This window comes from Bremerella cremea (assembly GCF_039541315.1).
Taxonomy (GTDB): Bacteria; Planctomycetota; Planctomycetia; order Pirellulales; family Pirellulaceae; genus Bremerella; species Bremerella cremea.
Genome location: NZ_BAABFZ010000003.1, coordinates 2,691,631 through 2,716,571 on the forward strand (window position 1 = coordinate 2,691,631; position 24,941 = coordinate 2,716,571).

General features: G+C 56.8%; 20 protein-coding genes. 13 read left to right on the forward strand and 7 right to left on the reverse strand.

The features are described from left to right. Positions 1-29: 29 nt before the first annotated feature. Together ABD890_RS13250 and ABD890_RS13255 are read right to left on the reverse strand one after the other, a co-directional pair. Positions 30-233 (reverse strand): hypothetical protein, encoded by a 204-nt coding sequence (locus tag ABD890_RS13250; RefSeq protein ID WP_345090005.1) that lies wholly within the window; start codon positions 231-233, stop codon positions 30-32. Between the two features lie 97 nt (positions 234-330). Next, complete coding sequence (locus ABD890_RS13255; RefSeq protein WP_345090008.1) at positions 331-1,221, reverse strand: metallophosphoesterase; 891 nt, start codon at positions 1,219-1,221, stop codon at positions 331-333. Positions 1,222-1,494: 273 nt separating this feature from the next. Between ABD890_RS13255 and ABD890_RS13260 the strand changes: the two genes are divergently transcribed. From ABD890_RS13260 to ABD890_RS13280, 5 genes are all read left to right on the forward strand, one after another. Further along, positions 1,495-2,370 (forward strand): hypothetical protein, encoded by an 876-nt coding sequence (locus ABD890_RS13260; RefSeq protein WP_345090011.1) that lies wholly within the window; start codon positions 1,495-1,497, stop codon positions 2,368-2,370. Positions 2,371-2,614: 244 nt separating this feature from the next. After that, positions 2,615-2,836: a hypothetical protein gene (locus ABD890_RS13265; protein ID WP_345090013.1), complete on the forward strand. Its 222-nt coding sequence runs from the start codon at positions 2,615-2,617 to the stop codon at positions 2,834-2,836. Positions 2,837-3,197: 361 nt separating this feature from the next. Then, a complete protein-coding gene (locus tag ABD890_RS13270) occupies positions 3,198-6,200 on the forward strand; it encodes a Tex-like N-terminal domain-containing protein (protein ID WP_345090015.1) in 3,003 nt (1,000 codons plus the stop codon). A 139-nt stretch (positions 6,201-6,339) separates the two neighbouring features. Continuing rightward, positions 6,340-6,822, forward strand: coding sequence for a hypothetical protein (locus ABD890_RS13275; protein ID WP_345090018.1), 483 nt, complete (start codon positions 6,340-6,342; stop codon positions 6,820-6,822). A gap of 126 nt (positions 6,823-6,948) precedes the next feature. Then, complete coding sequence (locus ABD890_RS13280) at positions 6,949-7,704, forward strand: hypothetical protein (RefSeq protein ID WP_345090021.1); 756 nt, start codon at positions 6,949-6,951, stop codon at positions 7,702-7,704. A 13-nt stretch (positions 7,705-7,717) separates the two neighbouring features. On the opposite strand, the gene ABD890_RS13285 is transcribed toward ABD890_RS13280, so the two are convergent. Both ABD890_RS13285 and ABD890_RS13290 read right to left on the reverse strand, forming a co-directional pair. Beyond that, complete coding sequence (locus ABD890_RS13285) at positions 7,718-8,098, reverse strand: hypothetical protein (protein ID WP_345090024.1); 381 nt, start codon at positions 8,096-8,098, stop codon at positions 7,718-7,720. A 94-nt stretch (positions 8,099-8,192) separates the two neighbouring features. Further along, a complete protein-coding gene (locus tag ABD890_RS13290) occupies positions 8,193-8,471 on the reverse strand; it encodes a hypothetical protein (protein ID WP_345090027.1) in 279 nt (92 codons plus the stop codon). Between the two features lie 358 nt (positions 8,472-8,829). On the opposite strand from ABD890_RS13290, the gene ABD890_RS13295 reads away from it, so the two are divergent. The 3 genes from ABD890_RS13295 (at position 8,830) to ABD890_RS13305 (ending at position 10,956) form a co-directional block, all read left to right on the forward strand. Further along, the gene (locus ABD890_RS13295; protein WP_345090030.1) at positions 8,830-9,318 is read left to right on the forward strand and encodes a chemotaxis protein CheD; all 489 of its coding nucleotides are present in this window, start codon (positions 8,830-8,832) and stop codon (positions 9,316-9,318) included. Between the two features lie 166 nt (positions 9,319-9,484). Then, on the forward strand, positions 9,485-10,597 hold the full coding sequence (locus tag ABD890_RS13300; protein WP_345090033.1) for a DUF1559 family PulG-like putative transporter: 1,113 nt from the start codon (positions 9,485-9,487) through the stop codon (positions 10,595-10,597). Positions 10,598-10,599: 2 nt separating this feature from the next. Then, positions 10,600-10,956 carry a hypothetical protein gene (locus ABD890_RS13305; RefSeq protein WP_345090036.1) on the forward strand — a complete coding sequence of 119 codons (357 nt, stop codon included), beginning with the start codon at positions 10,600-10,602 and terminating at the stop codon, positions 10,954-10,956. On the opposite strand, the gene ABD890_RS13310 is transcribed toward ABD890_RS13305, so the two are convergent. After that, a complete protein-coding gene (locus ABD890_RS13310) occupies positions 10,953-11,726 on the reverse strand; it encodes a class I SAM-dependent methyltransferase (protein ID WP_345090039.1) in 774 nt (257 codons plus the stop codon). The genes ABD890_RS13305 and ABD890_RS13310 overlap by 4 nt on opposite strands. 204 nt (positions 11,727-11,930) lie before the next feature. Here ABD890_RS13310 and ABD890_RS13315 point away from each other — a divergent pair, with 204 nt between their 5' ends. After that, the gene (locus ABD890_RS13315; protein WP_345090042.1) at positions 11,931-14,381 is read left to right on the forward strand and encodes a HEAT repeat domain-containing protein; all 2,451 of its coding nucleotides are present in this window, start codon (positions 11,931-11,933) and stop codon (positions 14,379-14,381) included. A 7-nt stretch (positions 14,382-14,388) separates the two neighbouring features. On the opposite strand, the gene ABD890_RS13320 is transcribed toward ABD890_RS13315, so the two are convergent. Next, on the reverse strand, positions 14,389-15,828 hold the full coding sequence (locus ABD890_RS13320) for a protein kinase domain-containing protein (RefSeq protein ID WP_345090045.1): 1,440 nt from the start codon (positions 15,826-15,828) through the stop codon (positions 14,389-14,391). Between the two features lie 124 nt (positions 15,829-15,952). Between ABD890_RS13320 and ABD890_RS13325 the strand changes: the two genes are divergently transcribed. Further along, complete coding sequence (locus ABD890_RS13325) at positions 15,953-16,237, forward strand: ferredoxin family protein (RefSeq protein WP_345090048.1); 285 nt, start codon at positions 15,953-15,955, stop codon at positions 16,235-16,237. Positions 16,238-16,381: 144 nt separating this feature from the next. Here ABD890_RS13325 and carB read toward each other — a convergent pair whose 3' ends face one another. Next, positions 16,382-19,657 (reverse strand): carbamoyl-phosphate synthase large subunit, encoded by a 3,276-nt coding sequence (gene carB, locus ABD890_RS13330; RefSeq protein WP_345090051.1) that lies wholly within the window; start codon positions 19,655-19,657, stop codon positions 16,382-16,384. 513 nt (positions 19,658-20,170) lie between these two features. Between carB and argH the strand changes: the two genes are divergently transcribed. From argH to ABD890_RS13345, 3 genes are all read left to right on the forward strand, one after another. Then, on the forward strand, positions 20,171-21,559 hold the full coding sequence (gene argH, locus ABD890_RS13335; protein WP_345090054.1) for an argininosuccinate lyase: 1,389 nt from the start codon (positions 20,171-20,173) through the stop codon (positions 21,557-21,559). Between the two features lie 78 nt (positions 21,560-21,637). Continuing rightward, positions 21,638-23,842 carry a hypothetical protein gene (locus ABD890_RS13340; RefSeq protein ID WP_345090057.1) on the forward strand — a complete coding sequence of 735 codons (2,205 nt, stop codon included), beginning with the start codon at positions 21,638-21,640 and terminating at the stop codon, positions 23,840-23,842. Between the two features lie 106 nt (positions 23,843-23,948). Further along, a complete protein-coding gene (locus tag ABD890_RS13345) occupies positions 23,949-24,935 on the forward strand; it encodes a sigma-54 interaction domain-containing protein (RefSeq protein WP_373356116.1) in 987 nt (328 codons plus the stop codon). Positions 24,936-24,941: the final 6 nt, after the last annotated feature.

A 24,941-nucleotide genomic window follows, 5' to 3' on the forward strand; every position in this document is an offset into this window, starting at 1 on the left:
GGGGCATCGGCCATGTTTAAGATGGGCGGCTAGTGGCGATCTCGATCGCGCATTGCCTTTTCCCACAAACGCATCAGTTCGCGGCCGATGCTTAAGACGGTGAGCAGCAAGACCGGGGTTGCCAGCGTTAGAAACAGAAACGGAAAGTTGTGCGTGTTGTCTTTCTCGTTTCCAGTGTTCAGCATGTAGTGACCCATGACGAACAACATGCTGAACAGAAACATCATCAGCATGATCGCCCCCATCCCAAACTGAGGGCGCCAAGGGCGTCTCGAAGCTGGCTCCATTTCGCTAGTGGAGTCGTCTTCAAAGAGTGGATCGTTTCCCATCTTAGGAAATGGTCTCCAGGACCGGAGCATGCAGGGAATGGATCCGGTTGAGCAGATCGTCTTGAGTCAGTTCGTCGGCCATCGGAATCATCAAGTACTTGCCAAGCCGGCTACAACAGTCGAGGACGATCTGTCGCGAGTTCGGCGAAGAGAAACCATACTGGCAAGGTTCGTGACCGGTGATGAACAGATCGATGCCCAACTGCTGGGCGAGGTAATCGACGTTCTCTTGACGGAAGTCGCGGCCCCACACCAGGCGATGCAGCGATCCACCACAGGCCCGATCGTGAGCGTTGATTTCGCGGTCGAAGATCGTGATATCAAAAGGATCGGCATCACAGCCCTTAGGCAGGCTGTGGGTAACCATCAGGCGCTCGCCAATGCGGATTGCGATGGGAAGGCTACCTAGAAATTCGAGTTGGGCCGCGCGAATCATCGGGACGGCATCGCCATACATCTGCCCCATACCGCAGCGGAACATTAAGTTCAGCATCTTGCCCGCTTTCATGATCGGAAAGTCGGTCAGCTCGGCGAGCTCGTGGTTCGAGATCAGAAAGTGGACCTGGTTGGGGAACTGGATCACCAGCTTGGCGATGTCTTCCAGCATCAGGTGCGACATGCAGCCGCCAGCCTTGGGATAGGTGGGACCCCCATGGCAGACTTCCTGGAAGACCAGATGCCGCCGGGGATGGTTCTCGAGATCGGCGATTTCCAGGATCCGACGAAAGTTCGTCCGGTTGCCGTGCAAATCGGCCGTAACCATGACGTCGTCAGAATTATCGCGGTCCAGGCAGACAACGTTTCCGTTCCGGAGCGAAGATCCTCGCAAGATCTGTCCGGCTTTGCGGTAACAGTCGACCGTCATCTGGGCCACGCTGGGGGCAACACTCATAAGCTTTTATGGGATCAGCAGCTAGGGACGAGAACGGACTGGCAACAATTTATTGTTGTCAGTTAACCCCGACGAGGCAAACCAGAAAAAGTTTGTGCCGGTTGTATCGATTACTCACTGCGTTTCGGCTTCGGGGGCAGCGGTCAAGCAGATTCTATTGCATTTGCCTAATTTTGATTCGGCAGACCAGGCATTTTCAAATCTATACTTCGGATAACTTTTCGCCTTTTCTCCTGCATGTGTAGTCCGATGAAAGCCGACCGTCGAAACTCAATGCGCTTTTCAGTAGCCCCCACCAGGGTCAAAGCCCAGCTTCGCGTGGGACGAGACACCTTCAAGGCCGAGCTGCTGGACGAGTCGATGTCGGGATTTGCCGTCGCGGTGGAAATTCCACGCCGCAAACTAGGTGAACAAGGTTTCACCTGCGAATCGGAATGCATGCTCTTTGGCGAGATCGCAAGGCTCTGCATCGTTGGGCATAGCGATTACGAAGTACAAATCATCAGCATCGTCCCCCGCGAGGACGATTCGGCCTCGGCGACACGCTCTCGGGTGTGCCTCCGCCTGGGGACCCGAGTGGTTCGCGAGCTCTACGAGGACGACCGCAATTCGCTGGGCCGTAACCTCCGGCTAATCGGGGCGATGGTCCTGGCCATGGTCTTCTCGCTTTATTGTACGGCCCATTCGTTCTCGGGTCAGGTCGCAGGACTGATGCCGCAAGTTGAAGTGGTCTGGAGCGATCTGGTAGCACAGTTTTCCAGTTCCCAGGGACCTGAACGAGTCTGGCGAAAAGAGATCGCCCACGCCAAGACACATGGCTACGTGGTCCCGAATACGCCAGAAATGACCGAGCTGATTGCTTTCACCCAGACACTGCCCACACTGCATCGTGTTCAGAAGCTGATGCTCTTCCAGCAAGACACTCCGCTGCTGGCTCAATTGGACCTGACACCCCACCAGGTGCTATCGGTCCGCAAGATCGCATTGGAGGCAAGTGCCGAGATGGAGCACTTGTGGATGCAATTGAAGCACGACGCCGAGGCCTTCCAAGCCAAGCTGGCCGAAGTGCTGATCGAGACCGAAACGCGCATCCTGGCGAACCTCACCACAAGCCAGGCCCAGATGTGGGTCAACGCTCAGCTGCAGTAATTGCCTGCTAGCATCTTTACGCTTTCGACCGCTTCTGTGCGGAAATCAGGCTGCCTCAGGTGGGATTGCCCTGAATTGTTCAATTTTCCCGGATCTGACGCCGATCAAACGTACTGGACTCGCATGTCAGAGACACGTGGCGAGTGCCCAGTTCCTGTTGTGGATCCGCAATCCACCATGTGACAGGAACTTCAGGACCCAAATGACCCAACGCCGTGCCCGTTTCCGCGCGAGGAAAGACAACATGAATCGTTTGTTCTTCATTCTGGCAACCGTTTGCCTTCTGGCGGGCAGTGGCTGCTGCCATCGGATCGGGGCGAACCCGTGCAACAACCCGACCAGCGTTAGCGCCCCACCACCAGCCGTTCAGGGTGGGAATGGTTCGGCCCAGATCACTTACCCCTACTACACGACGCGTGGTCCTCGAGACTTCCTGGACCCAGCACCGATGGATATCGGTTACTAAACGATCGTCGCAGATTGGAACACGAAGACGCGAGTGCCGTCGCTCCTTAGGGAAGGCGGCACTTTTTTTGCGCGCTCAGGATTGTTACCGCCGGTATGGTGGTATCTCTTGTGCAGATCCTCGACATCCCCTGATTTGTGACCAAAAGGCACCTACGGAAGGTGGCCAAGACCAAAAGGTGCGAAACGTCGGTTAAATATGGGGCGTGATCTCTCCCCTAATCCTTGACAAGCGGCACCGCTGCCCCTATGTTGCCGTGCTGGTATCATCGGGTTCCCGATATCGCTTTAGTCAAACAGCATCTGCGTTTACGTCGACTCTTCGACACGCAAGTTTGCGACAGCTCCCACCAGGCTTCCACATGGATACGACAATCGTCACGGACCTTCAAATCGTTGCCCGTGAAGTTGGTATTCCTCTCGACAAAGTTCAACGCACGGTCGAACTGCTCGACGATGGGAACACAGTCCCATTTATTACTCGTTACCGTAAGGACGAGACGGGCGGGCTCGATGAAGAGCAGATCCGTGCGATCCAAAGCAGCAACACCAAGCTGCGTCAGCTCAACGAGCGCAAACGGACGATCCTCAAGTCGATCCAGTCGCAGGAAAAGCTGACCGAAGAACTCGCCGAACAAATCAAAAAGGCCCAGACGCAGAAGCTGCTGGAAGACCTTTACCTTCCCTTCAAGCCCAAGAAGCAGACCCTCGCGACCCAGGCACGCGAACGTGGTCTGGAGCCACTCGCTCAGGAAGTGCTCGATGACGCCGAAACCGCCAAAGAGCTGCGTGCTCGGGCCGAGGCCTTCGTCGATGCCGAGAAGTCGCTCGCCGATGTCGACGCCGTGCTGCAGGGCGTAGGCTGTATCGTGGCCGAAGTGTTCTCGGAACATGCCATGCTGCGAGGTCGCTTGCGGAAACTGTTCTGGAAGACCGGACAGTTGACCAGCACCCGGATCGAAAACTCGGGCCAGTCCGATAACGACGACGATTATCACGACGACTCGGAAGAAACCAACGGCGACGAAGTGGAAACCACTTCGGACGTGACCGAAGTGGCTGCCGACGATGCTGCCGCGCCTGCGGAATCGACCGAAACCAAGGCCGAAGAAAAGAAGGATGGTAAGAAGAAGCCAACCATCCAAGAGATCCGCCGCGAGAAGCGTAAGCGTCAGAAAGAAAAGGAACGTGCCAAGAAGGACAAGGCGTTCCGCGACTATTACGACTACCACGAACCCGTTTCCAAGATCCCGCCGCACCGCGTGCTGGCGATCAATCGTGGCGACCGCACCCGATTCTTGAAGGTGCGAATCGAAGTCGATTTCGACAAGATCGTGAAGACGGCCGAAGATGCAGTCATCCCGGAAGGTCACACGCACGCCGAGTTCCTGAAGCAGTCGCTCCGCGATAGCCTCAATCGTTTGATCATTCCAAGCATCGAACGCGAAATTCGCCGCGAGCTGACCGAAAAGGCCGAGACGCACGCGATCGAAGTGTTTGCCTGCAACTTGCGAAAGCTGTTGCTGCAGCCTCCGGTTCGTGGCAAGCGCGTTCTGGCCATCGACCCTGGCTTTCGCAGTGGCTGTAAGCTGGTCGCCATCGATCCCTTCGGCAACGTGATGGGAACCGGGGTGATTCACCTGATCGGTCCTCAGGATCGCGTGGAAAAGAGCCGCTCGCGCATTGTCGAGATGATCAAGCAGTTCGATGCTCAGATCGTAGCGATCGGCAATGGCACCGCTTGTCGCGAGACCGAGCAGATCGTGGCGAGTGCGATCGCCGACGAGTTGAAAGATCGCGACATCTGCTACCTGATCGTCAACGAAGCCGGTGCGAGTGTTTACTCAACCAGCGAACTGGGCCGTGAAGAGTTCCCGAAGTTCGACGCCACGATCCGCGGTACCATCAGCATCGGCCGTCGCCTGCTTGATCCGCTGTCGGAACTGGTGAAGATCAATCCGTCCAACATCGGTGTGGGCTTGTACCAGCACGATGTCAAAGCAAAGCACCTGCGTGACTCGCTGGACGACGTGGTCGAGTCGTGCGTGAACTATGTCGGCGTCGACGTGAACACCGCCAGCCCTGCCCTGCTGAGCTATGTCTCGGGCTTGAATCAGCTGACGGCTCGTCGCATTTATGAACATCGCCAGGCCAAGGGCCCATTCCGATCGCGTGAAGAAATTCGCGAAGTCGCCGGCATTGGTGAAGCGACCTTCGTTCAGGCCGCTGGCTTCTTGAAAGTGGTCCCTGCCGAGAATCCGCTCGATGCGACTTGGATTCACCCCGAAAGTTACGAAGTCGCAACGCAACTGCTCGAGAAGTTGGGCTGCTCGCTAACCGAAGTGTTGGCGACCGTCCCTTCGCCTCCACCCATCGCAGCCAAGCCAACAGGATTTGGCGTACTGGATGAAGACGCCGCGGCACCTGCTGCGGAAGAAGCGACCGAAGCGGAAGCACCGATTGCCGAACCGGTCGCCACGGAAGAGCCGGCAGCGGAAGCTGCTCCGGCAGAAGCCGTCGAAGCAACTGAAGTGGCTACGGAAGAAGCACCAGCCGAAGTTTCGCAAGCGGAAACCGATTCGGCGGTCGAGACGATCGACCCTGCCGACGTTCCGGCCCCGCAGCCTGCTCCGGTCGAGATTGGCGTTTCGGACGAAAAGCATAAGCAATTGCTGGCCAAGATTGCTTCGGCCAACGTCGATCAGCTGGCAGAAGAGCTTAGTATCGGTGTTCACCTCGCTCGCGACATCATGGGTGCCCTTTCGCGTCCCGGTCGTGACCCGCGTGCCGACTTCCCACCACCCCTGTTCCGTCGGGGCGTGCTGAAGCTCGAAGACCTCGAGCCAGGCATGGAAATGATGGGCACCGTGCTGAACGTGGTCGACTTCGGTGCGTTCGTCGACATTGGTTTGCACGACAGCGGCATGGTTCATATCAGCCGCCTCGCCGATCGATACGTGGGCGATCCTCACGAAGTGGTCAGTGTTGGCGATGTGATTCGCGTCTGGGTTATCGAGATCGACCGTGAACGTCGTCGTGTCTCGCTGACGGCCATCGATCCTGCGATCGAGACCGAAAAGAAGGGCAAGCCGGAGCGTCCACAAGGCAATCGTCCGCCACGTCAGGATCGGCCACAACGCCCCAAGAATAAGGCTGGGCATAAGCTACAAGGTGGCGGTGGCAAGGGGAAGCATGGGGGCAAGCCTCATCACGCCGAGCGTCGCTCGAAGCCAAAACCGAAGCCTGTCAAACCGCTGACCGACGCCATGAAGGAAGGGAAAGAGCCGCTTCGTTCGTTTGGCGATCTGGCGCAGTTCTTTGACATGCAGCGCGACGAACCGAAGAAGAAGCCGAAGGGCAAGTAGTCTTTCACCTCGTCGTGCCTCGGTTCGTCCCGGAAGGTACGGACGCCTGCTGCGAAAACGGTGGTTTTGTCCATCCGCCGCAGGCGTCATAATAGGGGCATCTTGTATCTCTGTCTTTCGCTCCAGGAAAGATGTTCTCATGACAGACTTCGAAGACCGACTCAAACGCGCCATTGAACGTGGTGAAAAGCGTAGCGAAGCCAAGCGGCACGCCGAGCAAGCCGCGGCGATGACGGAAGAAGAATGTCGTGAACTGCATAGTCGGCTTCGTCTGAAGGTTTCGGACTATATCGAAACCTGTTTGCAGAAGCTGCCCAACCACTTTCCAGGCTTTCAGTACGAAACGCTGTTCGGGGATCAAGGCTGGGGGGGCGCTTGCGTGCGCGACGACCTCGACTTGACGGGTGGTAAGCGGCGAAGTCTTTACAGCCGACTGGAACTTGCTATCCGTCCTTACTCGTCGGTTCATGTCCTGGAGCTGACGGGCAAAGGAACCATCCAGAACAAGGAGCTGTTCCACCGAAACCACTTCGAGAAACTGGCTGAAGTCGACGAACATGACTTCCGCGAGTTGATCGATCTGTGGATCGTGGAATACGCCGAGCAGTTCTCGGCCGTCTAAACGCTTGCCTGGCGATGCTTTGTGGTCTCTTTTTGCCAAAGGGACTATTCCCTCGGTTTTGCCGTTGGTCGAGAATGGAACTACCCTTAGGTAGACTTCCTTCTCGTTGCTTCACGGAGAAAACCTATGCATTGGATCGTGGCGTTGTCGCTGTTGTTGGGGGCAGAGGCTTCTGAAGAGAAGGTGCCGACCCCGGACCCTTTGTCGGCCTATCATCAAACAAACATCCGCGGCTGGGATGTCTATGTCCATAAATCGTTGATGCGGGAAGACAAAGAGACCGGCGATGCCGCGCTCGAACTGATCGACCATCAGCTCTACGACATCCAGCGGCGACTTCCCAAGGACGCCGTTGTTCAGATCCAGAAGATTCCGATCTGGCTGGAGCAAGACAACACGCACGCGAATCCTTGTGCCTGCTATCACGTGTCGGAAGACTGGCTGGGTAAGAATGGCTTCCTCCGCGAGAAAGCGAAGGCGGTCGAGATCTCTAGCGCGAAGACGTTCTTGCAGTGGTGTATCGCTCAGCCTTATATGCTGATGCACGAGATGGCCCATGGCTATCACGATCGTTTTCTGGGCTATGACGATGCCCGCGTGGTCGCTGCCTTCGAGCAAGCGAAGAAGTCAGGCACCTACGACGAAGTGCTGCATATCAATGGCACGAAAAAGTCCCATTATGCAATCGAGAACGAACGCGAGTATTTTGCGGAAGGGACCGAGGCGATGTTCGGGACGAACGATTTCTATCCGTTCGTGAAGTCGGAATTCAAGCAGCACGACCCTGAAGGATTTCGCGTCATTGAAATGCTGTGGAACCAAAGCAAGGGCGAAGAATCGAAGCCGCAGGAAGATGCCCAAAAGGAAGAGTCGGACGACTGAGCGTTGCCCGTTCTTAGTCGAGCTTCGAGGCGTTGCGTCGCGATAGATACCATGCCACGCAACGACGGGCTGCCTGAAAGATCGGTTCACGAAAGAAACCGATCACGCAGCCGAGCACGGCTCCGGTAATCAGCAGGCCAAGCTGGCGATGGAACAAGACGATGGTCAGGGTCCACGCGGCCAATGCAATCGTCCACCACCATGGCGGACTTTTAATGTAGATAGCTGCCAGCAGCGTGGCCGTTCCGAGGAATGTACCAGCGAGCAAGGGGAACAGCAGCGATCCCAGAACTGCCGCTTGATCCAAGGCGACTCCTAGAATTGGAATCACCAGCATCAGTCCAAGCAGCGTCAACCAGCCCCACGCGGCCCAAGAGACCTGCTTATCGGCCATTGGCATTCTCCGCGTCGATGGGATGCAGCAAAAAGGTTCCTTCAAGCGAGGACACTTGGAAGGAGTCCGGTCCGAAAGATCGTGGCGGAGGATCTTAACCGAACTTCATCGTGCGAGCTTCTCGCACGGCACGAGCCGCATTGTCCGCGAAGTTATCGATCTGATTCAAGCCACGCAGCAGCATCGCATGCCCGTCGATGACGACTTCGTCGATTTCGGCATCATCCAGGGTACGTGCGAGTTGAGAGAGACGTCCTGCTTGTTCTCGGAGGCGTTCGACCACGTTGCTCATACGGTCGCTGTCGTACGGTTCCTTTCGCGGGACGCGGTCTTTGGCGTCCGCCGCCGCTGGTTTCGCCTTCTTCTTGGCCATAGTTCTTCTTTGCAAATGCTTGAGGGGATAAACAAGCGGAGGTTATCAGAGCCTCAGCAACTTGTAAAGTATTTAGTACCAATTAGTCAACGCAAGGTCAATATTCACTCGGGAAAACTAGGTGATATCGCGGATATATCCATCGTTGTAAGTTCAATGAAATAACAACATATAGGTACCAATCGCAATCAATGGATTAATCAGTAGATCCGGGACAATGCGACGTAAAATGGCCTGTAATCAACGCAGAACTGGGAGGAATTGGCGACGAAACCATTTTCCGAAATGGAAGTGAGCTAGAGTTTCACGCACCCCAAATACTACGGGGTAGAAGCGCTAATAGAGACAGGGCAGAGCTATGGCAACCTCGAATCTTAGCAAGACTTCGATCCGCGTCCCAATGGCGGGAATCGTCGCATCTGCGTCGCCGAATGTGCTGGAAACGCTGCTGGGAAGCTGTGTGGGGATCGCGCTATGGTGCAAAGAGACTCAGCACGGTGCGTTGGCCCATGTCATGTTGAGCGATAGCCAGGGATGTCAGAAGCAGCCAGGCCGCTTCGTAGACACCGCGATCCTTGAAATGTTGAAGCAACTGGCCGCCAATGGAGCCCGTCGACGAGCGATCGTGGCCAAAGTATGCGGCGGCGCGAACATGTTCAAGATCTCCTCTCCGGGCCAGGAAGTGGGACGTAAGAATATCGATAAGTCGCTCGAGTTGCTCAAGGCGAACAACATCCCCGTTATCTCGAAACATGTCGGGGGAACCTCAGGTCGCGTGATCTACTTCGATCTCGAGACCAGCCTCATTCAAGTAAAAATCGGTCACGAGTTCGTCGCCACCGTCTAACATCCACAGCCTTTGATTCTCGGCAGTGAGCCTCAAGCCAATCACGAGCGCTAGAGGAACGCTGTATTTTGGGTTGTCAAAAAAATAGTTTTGGCCGTTGACTTGGCAATTTCTTTTGCCTTAGTATTTTGATTATTCAAAATCAAATGCTTGGAAGGGCAAATTAATGCGATCCAATGGCTTTGCGTTCACGAAGGTCGGTGCAAGAACTAGTCCTCTCCGTGGATTCACTTTAGTTGAACTGCTCGTTGTCATCGCGATCATCGGTGTGTTGATTGCCCTCTTGTTGCCGGCCGTGCAGCAGGCCCGGGAAGCAGCCCGGCGAATGCAATGCACCAACAACCTGAAGCAGATCGGCCTGGCGATTCATAACTATGCGTCGACGCACGGCGTGTTTCCGTCGGGATATATCAGTCACGCAACACGGGAGGGCAGCGGCCCCGGTTCGGCAGCGATTGATGGCGATACGTGGGACGCCGCACCAGGCTGGGGCTGGGGAGCACTCTTGTTGCCCTTCCTGGAGCAAGGCAACGTAGCCGATGCGATCGACTGGCAAAGTCCCATTTGGAACGCGACCAATCGCGCGGCCATCGCCACGCCACTGACCGGTTTCCTCTGCCCTTCCGTCAGTGGAGAAACGGAACCGTTCACTCTTCGCGATGAAGCCGCCGGAGCGTTGACTCGCTATGGCGATCCAATCGTCGTCGGTCGCTCACACTACATTGCCAGTCACGGGCAAGAGTCGTGCTGGGGCGAATGTGGGGCCTCGGCCAGCGGACTGGTCTTCACCGATATCTATGCCGGAACCACCAAGACCGTCGCGATTCATGGCGATGCGTCGAAGGTCGCCGATGGCCCGTTCTATCGCAACTCACGCGTCCGTTTTCGCGACATCACCGACGGCACGACCAACACGCTGTTCATTAGCGAGCACTCTTCGAAGCTAAGCGACAAGACCTGGGTCGGCGTCGTGCCAGGAGCGTTCACCCATCCTCGGTTTTTAACGCCAGAGAACGGTCCTGATGCGGCTGCCACGCTAGTGATGATGCACGTCGGCCCTTCGGGAGGCGAGCTCGATATCACCGGCAGCCCGATCATTCATCCGATGAACTATCCGACGCTTCACGTTGGCCAGATGTATTCCGAGCATCCTGGTGGGGGCAACCTGCTGTATGGCGATGGCTCGGTCGGCTTTCAGCCAGAAACGATCGACCTAATCTTGGCGGCCGAGTTGGCCAGTATGAACGAAGGCGAAGTCATCCAGTCGCGAGGGTTTTAGCCATGCCAGCGAATGCATCTCAATGGATCGTATTGGGATCGGTAGTCCTGATTTTGGTGGTCGCGGTTGGCTATTGGCTGCAGCAGCCAGCTTACGGCGAGATTAGCCGGAAGGGCTACGACTATGCGATGGCCCTTAGCTCCGCATGTAGCGGCCGAAGCTCGGCTCGCGTGGCAAAGATTTCGCAGATGATCACGCAATCGAAGGAAGCTGGCGAGTTGAATGCTGCGGAATCGAACTGGCTTCAGCAGATCGTTCAACAGGCCAACACTGGCAACTGGGATACGGCCTACGAGAGCGTGCGATTGCTGATGCAGTGCCAGACCGAAAGAGCCAATCCCCTGCCGCTTATCGATTAGGGCTTACGGGCACGTGTCGCGATGAAGGTGTCGATGTAGCGCGAGATCAAATCGGTCTCGTCAAAGCGGTCTTCCAGGAAGTCAATCAGATGGAAGCCTGCTTGAAGTTGGCCACCGATCTGGTCGGCCAGCGTGTGACCAAATTCCAGCGGTCGGGACTGCATCGCTTGGTCACGCTCTGCCTCGGTCAGGCTGGTCAGATCAGAATATGGGAGTGCGTGACGGACCACCAGTTCCTGCTTTTCGTCCTGGGCACGCTCGTCGAAGAGGAAGCGGAGCGGATTGCAGAAGCCCGCGAGCAACTCGCCACCAGGCTTCAGCACGCGAAACGCTTCTCGCCAGACGGGTAGGATGTTCTCGGCAAAGCAGTTCGAGCAGGGGTGAAAGATCAAGTCGAACATCTCGTCGTCAAACGCGCTCAGGTCGGCCATGTCTCCCTCGACTGTTGCCAGGCTCAAGCTATCCCGCTCGGCAACCAGTCGGTCCTGGGCGAGTTGCTTGGGGGAGTTGTCCAGCACAGTGACTTCCGCGCCGGTTGCCGCCAGGATCGGTCCCTGCTGACCACCGCCTGAGGCAAGGCATAAAATTTTCACGCCAAACATGGTCGCCGGAAACCACGCCCGCGGAACCTGCTTGGTCGGAGTCAGAATCAGCGACCACTCCCCTGCCCTGGCTTGGGCGATCTCTTCGGAGCTGACGGGGATCGTCCAGCGATCGTTCGATTCGACCTGGCGGTTCCACGCATCGCGATTGAAGTGACGAACGTCCATGGGGAACTCCGTGGGTAACCAGGCGAACGGAAATGGAAAGATAGATGCCGGTAGAAACCGACCGGACAACAAAACTACCACAAAGGTTCGCCATTTTGGCGATGTGAGTCGAACCAGTCGGGAAACTGATTGAGATACGCAAGCCGCCTGTTTAAACTGACCAGCATTCTATCCTTCCTCCCCGAAAGAGTCGCAGGCCGTTCCATGCTTCGCTGGGTCGCCGTCTTCATTGCCATCGTCTTGATTTCGCCTTCGCTCTATGCCCAGTCGCCGGATGTGCTGCAAGATCCAACGGCTGAAGGCTTTTACGATGCGTGGGTCGAAAAGCTGGCCGATTTGCCTCCGCTGGTTATCCCTGGCGTCCCGAAGGCTCCGCCCGCGTTCTCTGGGAAAGAAGACCCCGGCGCCAAGCAACCGGACGAGTTGATCAATGCGATCAACGATAGCCTCGGAACGAAGGATGCCGTGAAAGCCCTCGGGCGTGGGCTGCTGAGGTTTCCTCAGGCCGAGGTTCGCAAGGAAGCGGCCAATGCGATTTGGCTGGTCGACAAGAAGTCGCAGCCGCTGGCGATCTTGGCTCTGCGGGCAGCGCTTTCCGATCCAGATCCCGGCGTTCGGGAGCGTGCTGCGATGTCGCTCTCCAACTTGCGAGATGATGGTGCTGAGGTTGCCTTGGGGGAACTGGTAAATCAACTCGACGTCGAAACCAATCGAGAAGCCAACCATTCGATGGCCATGGTCATTCAAGCTTTCGGTCCGAAGGCTGCACCTGCGGTGCCTTATCTGACGCGTCGACATTTGCGACTTATGCAGCAGGAAAAGGACCTGTTTTACAGCGAGGATATTTCAACATTTGCCAAGATTGGCGAAGCATCGCTGCCAGTCGTTCCGGTGATTGTCTTCGACGCACTGAACGATCAGGAATACTACGCCTGCGAAACGCTCGGACGGCTTGGCTGTGAGAAAGAACTGATCATGCTCATGTCGCGCGACAAGCCAGATCGTCTGGCCGAAATGGCGGTCCACGGGGCAGGCTTCTTGCCGAAGTATTCGCCAGAAGTGATCGAACGAATGATCGCAGTAACCGAAAACGCAAATAGCGAGTTCCTCCGCGGTGTCTGCCTGGAAGCCCTGGGCAAGGCGCGGCCGACCAATGAGAAGATCGTCAAAATGATGATTGATAGTCTGTTGAACTCCGATACGAACTCGCTTCGTCGCAGCGCGGCCGAAGCCCTCGGCAATTGCGAACCGAAGTTTCCGATCGCGATCGATCCTTTGAAGAAGTCGGTGGCTGAAGATGGTGATCGCGACGTCCGACAAGCGGCGGCGACCGCGCTGGCCAAGTATCCGGTCGAAGCAGAATCGGTGTATCTGGCCCTGGTTGATGAAGCAATCCGCAGCGAATCGATCCAGGTCGCCGGTTTGCGTCAGTTGCAACTCGACTCGGTTCCAGCAATTCTCAGCACGATCAACGACGCGAAGCTGACCGATGCCCAGCGTGAGATTGCTGTTCTCTCGCTGCAATGGGTCGACAAGCTTCGCGAGGACTCTGATGGTAAAAAGAACTGGGAGCCGCTGGTTGCTCCGATCAAAACGATCGCAAGTGACAAGCAGTTGGCACCAGGCATTCGTGCCGCCGCGATGTTTGTCTTGCGATACTGGGGCATGCCTGTTGAACCGATGGAACCGGTCATGCTTGCTTCGATTAATGGGGCTCATTTCTCAGGCACCCGGATCGACTCGATGCGTTGGGTGGAAAGCAACGCCGATCAGCTTGCCAGTCCCGATCAAGCCATCGCTCAGTTGATCAAAGCGACCGAAGACGAAAAGGCCTATTCCCAGCGTTGGGCGGCAAATGCTCTGGCTCAGATGGGACAGAAGGCCAAGCCCGCAATTCCGCAACTGCTCAAGCTGGTCCAGTCCGAGAACGACTATGTCAGCCGAGAAGCAATCAATGCGGTCGCCAAGATCAACTGCGAGCCAAAGCTTTGCATCGCGACGCTCTTGAAGGTGGAAGATTCCGAAGCGGTCAAAGCCGCCGCGACCCTGGCCGCTGCGGACAATGTGGATGCCAAGCCAGTCATCGCCGAACTACGGAAGCGACTAGAAGAAGGAGACGACGACCTGACGCTGATGGAAGCGATCCAGCAGTTGGGCCCGAAGTCGATCCCGCTCATCAAGTTGGTGATCGCCCAGATCGAAGGGCCAGAAGCGACACACTACACCGCGGATGCCTTACTGAAGATGGGGCCGACGGTCGAAGACCAGGTGGTAGAGCCTCTGATTGGATTCGCCCTCAAGCAACCAGAAGTCGCTTCCAGCGTGCTCAAGGGCTTAGGCGACATGAAGTCGGCCGGGCCCGCTTTAGCCAAGGCGGCACCAAAGCTTCTGGCCGACGGAGACGCCCGGCAAGCCACGCTTGAGGCTCTTGGCAAGTTGGCACCCTCGTCCAAGGCTGCCTTGCCAGCCATGGCACCTCTGCTCATGTCCGATGACAGCTTCATTCGTCACACGGCCCTGGACGCAATCATCAAATTCGGTCCTGATGCCAAGCCATATCTGCCGCAGATGAAGAAGATGGCCGAGAACGAACCTGCCGGTTTTCAGCGAGGCGTTGAACAAAAAGTGAAAGACTTCGAAGCGTCACTGAAGTAGGCAGGCCTCAGGAAAGCACTGGCCAAGATAATTTCGCCAAGGCGGCCAGCAGGTGATCAACGCTCGCGAACCGTTCGTCTGGAGCAAACGCGAGGCAGGTCTGCAGGAATCGAAGCACGTCCGGCGGAATGGTTTCGCCTGAAGAGGTCGTTTGGGGCCAAGTCAGAGGCTGGGATGATTTCAGTTGCTGAGTGATCTCGGCGGTGGTACCCACGCGAGGTGGTCTTCCGGTCAGAAGCGTGAAGAGCAGCCCGCCTATTCCATAAATGTCGGCACAAAAGTCGAGCGGGGCATCGTCAAGTTGTTCTGGTGCAAGATAAGCCAGCGTTCCGCCACGCGGCAAGATCGCGTGTGAGCCTTGGCTTCGAAGCGTAGCCAGTCCGAAGTCGGTGATGTGAATTCCACCGCTCCGAGAAACCAGCGCGTTGCTAGGTTTCAAGTCGGCATGAATGATCTGGGCCTGATGTGCCGCGCGAACTGCGATGGCGACCTGGCGAACGATACGCAAGGCATCGCGCTCCAGGGATTCATCGCAGTTCAGCTTTTGTTGAAGGTCTTCTCCATCGATCCAATCGAGAACGAGAAAGTAGCCACCGCCAGGATATTGCCCCAGGCCATGCACGCCGACAACGTTTGGGTGATGGATCTTGGCCAGCAGGTTCGCCTCTTGAATAAAAGACGCGACAGCCGCCTGGTCGTGCTGCAGTCGTTTGTGGAGTGACTTGATTGCGACGGTGCGTCGCCTCTTTTTTTCGACCGCACGATACACCTTGCCAAACCCACCACTGCCCACGTGCTGCTTCAAGAGGTAGTCTTCCCAGGCAAGCGTGGTGCTCGGTCGCCGAATGGGCAAAGCGACATCGATCAACGAATGCTCGAGCGATTCTCGAAATTGTTGCACCCAGCGGCGGAGTGTTCGGGCTGGTATGTCACTTCTCTGGGCGATGTTGGCCAGCGGCTCTCCTGCGAGATACCAGGTCAGCACGTCAATCTGTTCGGGCGGTAGTTTCGTCAGTTGCTGATGGACAATCTCTTCGATGGCTACCATTTGGCTTGGCGTTGCTGTTTCGCTGAACTGTCGTGACAACTCCGTTGGGTTTGCGATCACTTCCTGCATGATGCTGCGTTTCGCTGCGGTGTGCTTTTGTGCTTGCTTTCTCACTTTGTTAACGGAGATGGCGGCCAGTAGTCGCCAAAGATCTCCTTCGCGGTCAAGGCGAAATTGCCGTTCGCGGGCCCGGACGAAGAAGCTTTGCAGAGACGACTGGGCCACGTCTTCCGCATCGACACGCCGCCGCAGTCGAGCCGACAGGTTCTGGCGAATCAACGGCAGAAGCCTGGGCCAATAGCGATGAAAGATTTCACTCGCAGCGCCAGCGACCTGATTTTCCACCAGGCCCATGAGATCGATTGAATTCAGTTGATCAAAGCTACGGAGCGAGGACATGAACGGTTTCTTCCAAAAAAGTTCCCTGGGCGTGGCCGCACAGCGAGGGAATCGGAATGTACCCACAGTCAGGGAAGTGATGGGCTTCCTGAATGGTAGACACCCAAGAGAAAGGAAGGTTCTGATGGCGTTCGTGGTTACCTCACCGTGCGACGGCTGCAAATATACCGACTGTGTGACGGTCTGCCCCTGCGAGTGCTTTCGGGAAGGGGAAACGATGCTCTATATCGATCCAGAAACCTGCATCGACTGCGGGGCCTGCGAACCGGAATGCCCTGTGGAGGCGATCTTCCCGGAAGAGGATGTGCCTGAAAAGTGGCAGCATTACATCGAACTGAACGCCGCAATGGCACTCGAGAAGCCGCCGATCGTGGTCAAGAAGGCCCCGCTTTCGAGTGAGGGGGGCTAATGACGATTTTCGATGAGTTTGAGACCCTTCCGCCTGATCGGCTTTGAGGAAATGAGGTCCGTATTAACAAAATAGGGCTGGCAGTAATCACTGCCAGCCCTATTGTTTTCAGAGCTTATCCAGAGCCTTAAGGCTAGTGAAGTTTTAGGTCGTCTGGTGGATGTGGACTGCTTTGAAGCGGTCTTGCAGCGACTCGACGTCCATCCCTTCTTCTCGCAGGGCTTCCATCGCCTTGGTGGCGGCTTCAGCGGCTTGGATGGTCGTGATACATGGAATGCCGTGCTGGACGGCGGCGGCACGAATGCGGCCTTCGTCGGTTCGGGCACCCTTTCCGCTTGGCGTATTCATCACCAGGGAGACTGCCCCATCGATCATCAGGTCGAGCAGGTTCGGATGTCCTTCGGCCAGCTTCTTGATCCGCTGGGCGGGGACGCCTGCTTCTTCGAGGCGACGCGCGGTGCCATCGGTGGCCAGCAGTTCGTAGCCAAGGTCTTTCAGGCGACGCGAGATGTCGGCGATCTGGTCTTTGTGACGACCGGAGACGCTGACAAAGATCTTGCCATCTTCTGGCTTCGGCAGCACCACGCCGGCGGCCAGTTGGCACTTGGCGAATGCCATCGAGAACCGTTCGCTGATCCCCATCACTTCGCCCGTCGATCGCATTTCCGGGCCGAGCACAATGTCGACACCAGGGAACTTGCGGAACGGGAAGACCGATTCTTTGATCGAGACGTGCGCCGGGATCGGTTCGCCAGTGATGCCAAGTTCGGCCAGCGTGCAGCCAGCCATCACCTTGGCGGCAATCTTGGCGACCGGCATGCCGGTCGCTTTGGCGACGAAAGGAACGGTACGGCTGGCACGTGGGTTCACTTCCAGAACGTAGACGTTCATCTTGCCGTCTTCCGCCTTGACCGCGAACTGAACGTTCATCAGGCCGACCACCTTCAGGTACTTGGCCATGGCGATGGTCGCTTCGCGAATCTCTTGAACGACCGGGCCTGGCAAGCTGTAAGGTGGAATCACGCAAGCCGAGTCACCGCTGTGCACGCCTGCTTCTTCGATGTGTTCCATGACACCGGCAACGACGACCGTTTCGCCGTCGCTGATGCAGTCGACATCGACTTCGGTGGCGTCTTCCAGGAAGCGGTCGATCAGCACTGGCTGACCTTGAGCGACCAGGAACGCTTCGGCCACGAATCGCTCGAACTGCTTATCGTCGTAGCAGATTTCCATCGCACGGCCACCCAGCACGAAGCTTGGGCGAACCAGGGCGGGATAACCAACCTTCGCGGCTTCAGCGCGGGCCTGGCTCATGTTGCGAGCGATCGCGTTGGCTGGCTGCTTCAGGTTCAAGCGGTTGAGCAGTTGCTGGAACTGTTCGCGGTCTTCGGCGGCATCGATGGTGTCGACGCTAGTGCCGATGATTGGAACGCCAGCCGTTGCCAGGCCGCGTGCCAGGTTTAAAGGCGTTTGACCGCCGAACTGCACGATCACGCCATCGGGTTGAACGCGGTCGCAGATGTTCAGCACGTCTTCGGTGGTCAGCGGCTCGAAGAACAGCAGGTCCGACGTGTCGTAGTCGGTACTGACCGTTTCTGGGTTGCTGTTGACCATCACCGACTGGATGCCCATTTCGCGGAGGGCGAACGAGGCATGGCAGCAGCAGTAGTCGAACTCGATCCCCTGGCCGATGCGGTTCGGACCGCCACCCAGGATCATGATTCGCTTCTGGCCTTCTGCTTTGACCGGAACTTCGTCTTCGATTTCGTAGGTCGAGTAGTAGTAAGGCGTGTACGCCTCGAACTCGGCGGCACACGTATCGACCGACTTGAAGGTCGCGACGATGCCACGCTTTTTGCGTTCACTACGAATTTCCAGCTCACTGCTTCGCAGCAGCGTGGCTAGTTGGCGATCGGCGAAGCCCCAGCGTTTGGCTTGCAGCAACTGTTCGTTGCTCAGCTTCGAGATGTCGCCGACAGCGGCCAGTTCGTCTTCACATTCGACCAACTGCTTCATCTGGTCACAGAACCATGGGTCGATGCCGGTGATGTCGTAGAGCTGTTCCACCGACATGCCCGACTTCAAGGCGTAGCGAAGGTACCAGGGACGTTCAGCGTTTGGCTTGGCCAGCTTCGCGCGAATTTCGTCTTCGGAGGGCTGTTCGTCGGTGCCCCATAAGTCTTTGCCGTCGCAGCCAAAGCCGAAGCGTCCGACTTCCAGGCCACGCAAAGCCTTCTGGAACGATTCCTTGAAGGTTCGTCCGATCGCCATCGTTTCGCCGACGCTCTTCATCTGGGTCGTCAGCGTGCTGTCCGCTTCCGGGAACTTCTCGAACGCGAACCGAGGAATCTTGGTGACGACGTAATCGATCGAAGGCTCGAAGCAGGCGAGCGTTTCTCGGGTGATGTCGTTCGGCAATTCGTGCAGGCGATAGCCAACGGCCAGCTTGGCCGCGATCTTGGCGATCGGGAAGCCGGTGGCCTTCGACGCGAGAGCCGAACTGCGGCTCACACGCGGGTTCATTTCAATGACGATCATGCGATCCGACTTCGGATCGGTGGCGAACTGAATGTTCGAGCCGCCCGTTTCGACACCGATCTCGCGGATGACTGCCAGCGAGGCGTCACGCATGCGCTGATATTCTTTGTCGGTCAGCGTCTGGGCCGGAGCAACGGTGATCGAGTCGCCGGTGTGGACCCCCATCGGGTCGAAGTTTTCGATAGAGCAGATGATCACGACGTTGTCGTCTTTGTCGCGCATCACCTCCATTTCGTATTCTTTCCAGCCGATGATCGACTCTTCGATCAGCACTTCCGTCACGGGAGACTGATCGAGGCCGTTGCGGACCAGGCTGTCAAATTCTTCGCGGTTGTAGGCGATGCTCGAGCCTGAGCCACCCAGCGTGAAGCTTGGGCGAACGACGGCTGGCAAACCGACTTCTTCCAGAACGGCTCGGGCTTCCTGGACCGTGTGGACGGTGGCACCACGACAGACTTCCAGGCCGATCTTACCCATCGCCTGCTTGAACTGTTCGCGTTCTTCCGCCTTGGCAATCACATCGGCGCGGGCACCGATCATTTCGACGCCGTATTTGTCGAGGATCCCGGCCTTGGAAAGATCCATTGCCAGGTTCAAGCCGGTCTGGCCGCCCAGCGTTGGCAGCAGCGCGCAAGGACGTTCCTTGGCGATGACCTTTTCCAGAATGTCAGGTGTTAGCGGTTCGATATACGTCGCATCGGCCGTATCGGGATCGGTCATGATGGTGGCTGGGTTGGAATTCACCAGCACCACCTCGTACCCCTCTTCTCGAAGCGCTTTGCAGGCCTGAGTACCCGAATAGTCGAACTCGCAAGCCTGGCCGATCACGATGGGACCGGAACCAATGATCAAGATCTTTTTGATATCGTCGCGTCGCGGCACTGGGGGCTCAGTCCTTAGCTTAAGTTAAGGGGCAGCACAGGCGTATTTCTACCCTTGTCTGCATCGGATCAAGGTGCAAAATCCCACCAATTTAACCCCACGTTCGAAGCGATAACAAGGGGCAGAAAGCTTCCGAAAGGGATGGAATCTCGGATGCTGCGGAGAAACCGCAATCCATTGAGGCAGAAAAACAGGAGTGCGAAACTAGAAATGCCAAGCGAAGGTGGCCAAAGCAAGGTGTTTGGCGAAACTAGTAAAGAAACCTCAAAATTCTCTGGCAGGCCTCCGCGGCGCGCTCTTTAGGCGGGAGGCCCCAGAACTGACCGGCTGCCGGTCGATTGCGCGCATCATTCCGGCTGTATCAATCAATGCCCGTTAATAACTTCCGTTCAATGCTTAATTACTGCGCAGCCGCTCGTCTGGCGCGTTGACAGTCCCCACCGATCCACTTAGCATTTAAAGTGTTTTACGGTTCTGACCGCACTCCCAACCTTGCATAATTCTGAGGCACCCTTGTCCCGGAACAGCCCCTCTCAAAGCGGCGTTTTTAGCTCCGCAGTCGACGCTCGGGTCGAAAAGTTCACCGAAAGCATCAGCTTCGACCACCGGCTGTACGCCCAGGACATCCGTGGATCGATTGCGCACGCGGAAATGCTGGCCGATGTCGGTGTATTGACTCAAGACGAGGCAACTCAAATTACTACCGCCCTGGCGCTAATTAAGGGCGAGATTGAAAATGGCGAGTTCCAGTTCGACGAGAAACTGGAAGACGTCCACATGAACATCGAAAGCGCTCTGGTCGCTCGTTTGGGTGACGTGGGGCGTAAATTGCATACCGGACGAAGCCGAAACGATCAGGTTTCGACCGATGCCCGGCTCTGGGTTCGCGATGCAATCGACCAGACCGACAAGCTGCTGGAAGGTTTGCAGAAGGCATTTGTCGGGCGATGCGAAGCCGACATGGACGTGATCCTGCCCGCTTATACGCACATGCAGCGAGCCCAGCCGGTTTTGGCACCTCACTATTGGCTGGCTTATACCGAGAAGTTTCAGCGTGACCGCGAACGTCTGGCCGATTGTCGGCGTCGTGTGAATGTCTGCAGCTTGGGCACCGCTGCCCTGGCGGGGACAACAATTCCGATCGATCGCGACAATGTCGCACGCCGTCTCGAGTTTGAAGCGGTGGCTGCCAACAGTATCGACGTTTCGAGTGACCGTGATTTTCTGGTGGAATATGCGTTCTGCCTGACAATGATCGCGGAGCACTTGAGTGTTTGGGCCGATGAATGGGTTTTGTGGTCCAGTGTCGAATTCAAGTTCATCAAGATTCCGCAGCAATTCTGCACCGGCAGTTCGATCATGCCGCAGAAGATTAATCCGGATGTCTGTGAATTGATTCGTGGCAAGTCGGCTCGCGTGATTGGGAACCTGCAGGCCTTGTTGGTTCTGATTAAAGGTCTGCCGCTGGCTTACAACCGCGACCTGCAGGAAGACAAAGAACGGCTGTTCGATTCGGTCGACACCGTCCATCGATCGCTCGACCTGGCGGCTTCGATTGTCGAAGGTGCCCAGTTGAATGTCGAATCGATCAACTCGCGTCTGGAAGATGGCTTCCTCGATGCGACCACGTTGATGGAGTATTTGATCGGCAAAGGAACCCCCCAACGGACCGCCCATCATCAGATTGGTAGTCTGGTCGCCACGGCGATGGACAAGGGTTGTCGTTTGGCCGATTTGCCATTGGACGAATTTACGGCTGTTAACGAATCGCTCGATAAATCTGTTTATGACGTCTTGGGGGTCGCCAAAGCGGTCGCTGCATTCCGTAGCTACGGTTCGACTTCCCCGGGCGAAGTGAAAAAGCAAGTGGTTCGCTGGAAGGAGCAATTAGAATTGAGCTGACCGCTCAGGACTTTTCCCGTGCCAAGGACCAGGCATTTTTAGTTGAGATGCCATCCTACTAACCTTGCGAAAACTCAGATGCAACGTTTCTTCCAGATTGCTTTGATTCTTGCGGCCCTTCTGGGATTGTCCGTCGTGCGCGATGGGGCAGCTCAGCAGACGGAACAGCCCGCGGCACAGCCTCCGGTCGATACGGCGGCCATCCAAGCAATTAAAGAGTCGAACCCGACAACCGTTGCCGATCTGGTCCGAGCGGCTCTCGTGACCGCCGATCTCGATCGAACTGATCTGAGCAAGGCGTATCTGCAAAAGCTGATCGACAACGATCCCACTGGCGAAGAAGTCTGGTCTGCCCAGCGCAAGCTCGGCAGTGCTCAGTTCGTTCGCCTGCAAACGCTCGATACCATTCAGCCGGAAGGTGGCAAAGCTTCGACGCTGTTGCTCGATAAACTGCAAGCCTATCTGCACGATCCAACGCGTCTCAAGATGGCGGTGGATCAGTTGGCCAGTTCCGATATCACGGCGAAGTCGAAGGCGGCACGTCAATTGATCGATGCTGGCACTACGGCCGCGAATCCCTTATTCGCAGTGTTGGCCGACCCTGCCCGCAAAGCGGAATACCCAGCGGTCAAGAAGGTGCTCGTCCACTTCGGTCGGGTCATGCATCCGCCAGTATTGGCGGCGCTCGATAGTGACGACCCGCACCTGGTTGCCGAGTTGGCCGACGTTGCTCGTCAGATGCAATTGAAGTCCGCGATGCCGTTCCTGGTGGGCAGCTTCGTGACGACCGACAATGCCGAGTTGAAAGAAGCGATCGGTTTGTATCTCGATGACGTGGTCGCCCACCGACCTGATACGGCCGAAGCGAAGGCCTACCTCGCCAAGCGAGTCAACGCTTATCTCGACGGCGCGCCGATGTTCCCGCTCAACGCGGAAGGTGAGGTCGATCTTTGGAGTTGGAATCCTGATTCCAAGCAGGTTGAAGTCCATCAACTGCCGGCGACCGATGCCAACGTGGTCGTGGCAGGTCAGCTCTTACACGATCTGTATGCGATCGATGGCGACAACCCAGAAGTTCAAATGCTAAGCACCCTGGCTGCAATGCAGCGGATTGGCGTGCTGCAAGAATCGGACGAGTTGCTGAAGCAGTTGGTCGCCACCCACGGCATCGAAGTGGTCGAGGCCGCGCTCAAGCGTTCGCTCGAAGGTCGCAAGTATGCCCATGCCTCGGTAATTGCCTGCGAACAACTGGGCGCAACCAAGAATGCGGATCTGCTGCTGGCAGTCGATGGGAATCTTAGTCAACTGGCGCGTGCCCTCCAGTCGCCCGTCTATCGTGTGCGACGCGCTGCCGCGAAGGCGATCCTCGAGATCGATCCTAAGACACCGTATGCCGGCTCAGCCGAGTTGCTCGACGCGCTGGGTTTCATGGCGAACTCGCAAGGCAAGCGTTTGATTGTGATCGGTGAGCTACAGCAGCAACGCGCCCAGGAAATGGGGTCGCTGTTGGCGGAACTTCGTCTAGAACCGATGGTCACCGCAGGTGGTGCCGAGTTGTTCAAGGCTGCTTACTCGTCGCCCGATGTCGAAGCCATTTTCATCAGCAAACCTCTGGCACGTCCTTCGGTGATGGAAACCGTTCAAGTCCTGCGAAAGGATCGTCGAACCGGCGACCTTCCGATCGGTTTGATCTCGCCAATCGAAGAGGTCATCCAATTCGAAACCCGTACTGAAAACGATCCGCTGACGCATGTGATGATTCGCCCGAACGATACCGAGGGCTTCATCTTCCAGCTGCAGCATCTTTATCGTTCACAGGGACGCTTGCTCGTTTCGGCGGAAGAACGGGAAGCCGACGCCGAGTTTGCCGTTTCGCAGATCACGCGAATGCTCGACTCGGAAGAAGATTACAACTACTACAACTTCCTGAAACTGGAAGAGATCGCCATTCGTCGTTTGGTCGACGATAGCGTCGCTTTAGACGTGGCAAAGCTGTTGGGCAAGTTGGCGACGCCAGCCGCCCAGGTCGCTTTGATTGACTACGCCAGCGACCCGTTCCATCCCCTTGCGATTCGTCAGGCCTCGGTCGAAGCGTTGAAAGACGCGATTTCGCGACGAGGTATTTTGTTGTCGAAAGATCAGATTATCACTCAGTACGACCGATACAATGCTTCGGAGAAATTGGACTCCGACACGCAGGCCGTCCTGGGACAAATTCTGGACATCATCGAGGCGCCGACCCAAGACGTTCGTTTCGACCAACCGGCCAAGATCGGCCCGTAGGTTAGCAATGGGACTGTATTCCGAAACGACATCCAGTTACACCCAGGACTATTCACCCCTGGGTTACGAACCACCTATCCCGGGCCTGATCGGTTCGAGCAAGGCGATGGGGGATGTCTATCGTCTTACCCGGAAAGTCGCTCAGACCAACGCTTCGGTTCTGCTGCTGGGGGAAACGGGTACCGGTAAAGAAATGATCGCCTCGGCCGTCCACCGCCTGAGTGGTCGTGCGTCGGGACCGTTCGTGAAGGTGAACTGTGGTGCGTTGAGCGAAAGCCTGCTGGAAAGCGAACTGTTCGGCCACGTACGGGGCGCGTTTACCGGAGCCATCGGCAATCGAACCGGTCGTTTTGAAGCAGCTCATGGCGGTACGATCTTCCTCGACGAAATCAACTCGACATCGCTGCACCTGCAAGTGAAGCTGCTGCGGGTGCTGCAAGAACGCGAGTTTGAGCGCGTCGGCGATACCGCCACGATTCGTGTCGATACCCGCGTGATCGCCGCGAGTAACCGTTTGCTGCTGGAAGAAGTGGGCGAAGGCAAGTTCCGTGAAGACTTGTACTGGCGTCTAAACGTCGTCCCGATTCGTATCCCGCCACTCCGCGAACGTCGCGAAGACATCCCTGAACTGGTCGCTCACTTCCTGAATGTTTACAGCGAAGTCAACGATCGGCATGTAGTCCACATTCAGCGCGAAGCGATGGAAGCCCTGCAAGATCACAACTGGCCGGGGAACGTGCGTGAACTGCAAAACTACGTCGAGCGAGCCGTCGTATTGGCGGAAGGGGACGAACTGACGCTCGATCTGTTGCCGCCTGAAATTCGCACCGGCGACAACCGCTCGGCCATGAGCCTGGGACGCGGTGTCGCGGACTTCGACACGCTGGCCTTCGAGGTTGTCCAGCAAGGTTTGCAGGACGCCGATACGGATGCCGAGGATCTGCATAACCGCGTTGTGAATCGCGTCGAAAAAGAGCTGATCGTGCAGGTGATGTCGGCTTGTGCCAACGTGCAAACGAAGGCCGCCACGCGATTGGGGATCAATCGCAACACGCTGCATAAGAAGCTGAAAGAGTACGAGATCGAGTCGTAATAGGCT

Bases quoted from the DNA above. Each gene is read 5' to 3' on its own strand.
- ABD890_RS13250 (WP_345090005.1), bottom strand. From the start codon at position 233: ATGCTGATGATGTTTCTGTTCAGCATGTTGTTCGTCATGGGTCACTAC.
- ABD890_RS13255 (WP_345090008.1), bottom strand. From the start codon at position 1,221: ATGAGTGTTGCCCCCAGCGTGGCCCAGATGACGGTCGACTGTTACCGC.
- ABD890_RS13260 (WP_345090011.1), top strand. From the start codon at position 1,495: ATGCGCTTTTCAGTAGCCCCCACCAGGGTCAAAGCCCAGCTTCGCGTG.
- ABD890_RS13265 (WP_345090013.1), top strand. From the start codon at position 2,615: ATGAATCGTTTGTTCTTCATTCTGGCAACCGTTTGCCTTCTGGCGGGC.
- ABD890_RS13270 (WP_345090015.1), top strand. From the start codon at position 3,198: ATGGATACGACAATCGTCACGGACCTTCAAATCGTTGCCCGTGAAGTT.
- ABD890_RS13275 (WP_345090018.1), top strand. From the start codon at position 6,340: ATGACAGACTTCGAAGACCGACTCAAACGCGCCATTGAACGTGGTGAA.
- ABD890_RS13280 (WP_345090021.1), top strand. From the start codon at position 6,949: ATGCATTGGATCGTGGCGTTGTCGCTGTTGTTGGGGGCAGAGGCTTCT.
- ABD890_RS13285 (WP_345090024.1), bottom strand. From the start codon at position 8,098: ATGGCCGATAAGCAGGTCTCTTGGGCCGCGTGGGGCTGGTTGACGCTG.
- ABD890_RS13290 (WP_345090027.1), bottom strand. From the start codon at position 8,471: ATGGCCAAGAAGAAGGCGAAACCAGCGGCGGCGGACGCCAAAGACCGC.
- ABD890_RS13295 (WP_345090030.1), top strand. From the start codon at position 8,830: ATGGCAACCTCGAATCTTAGCAAGACTTCGATCCGCGTCCCAATGGCG.
- ABD890_RS13300 (WP_345090033.1), top strand. From the start codon at position 9,485: ATGCGATCCAATGGCTTTGCGTTCACGAAGGTCGGTGCAAGAACTAGT.
- ABD890_RS13305 (WP_345090036.1), top strand. From the start codon at position 10,600: ATGCCAGCGAATGCATCTCAATGGATCGTATTGGGATCGGTAGTCCTG.
- ABD890_RS13310 (WP_345090039.1), bottom strand. From the start codon at position 11,726: ATGGACGTTCGTCACTTCAATCGCGATGCGTGGAACCGCCAGGTCGAA.
- ABD890_RS13315 (WP_345090042.1), top strand. From the start codon at position 11,931: ATGCTTCGCTGGGTCGCCGTCTTCATTGCCATCGTCTTGATTTCGCCT.
- ABD890_RS13320 (WP_345090045.1), bottom strand. From the start codon at position 15,828: ATGTCCTCGCTCCGTAGCTTTGATCAACTGAATTCAATCGATCTCATG.
- ABD890_RS13325 (WP_345090048.1), top strand. From the start codon at position 15,953: ATGGCGTTCGTGGTTACCTCACCGTGCGACGGCTGCAAATATACCGAC.
- ABD890_RS13340 (WP_345090057.1), top strand. From the start codon at position 21,638: ATGCAACGTTTCTTCCAGATTGCTTTGATTCTTGCGGCCCTTCTGGGA.
- ABD890_RS13345 (WP_373356116.1), top strand. From the start codon at position 23,949: ATGGGGGATGTCTATCGTCTTACCCGGAAAGTCGCTCAGACCAACGCT.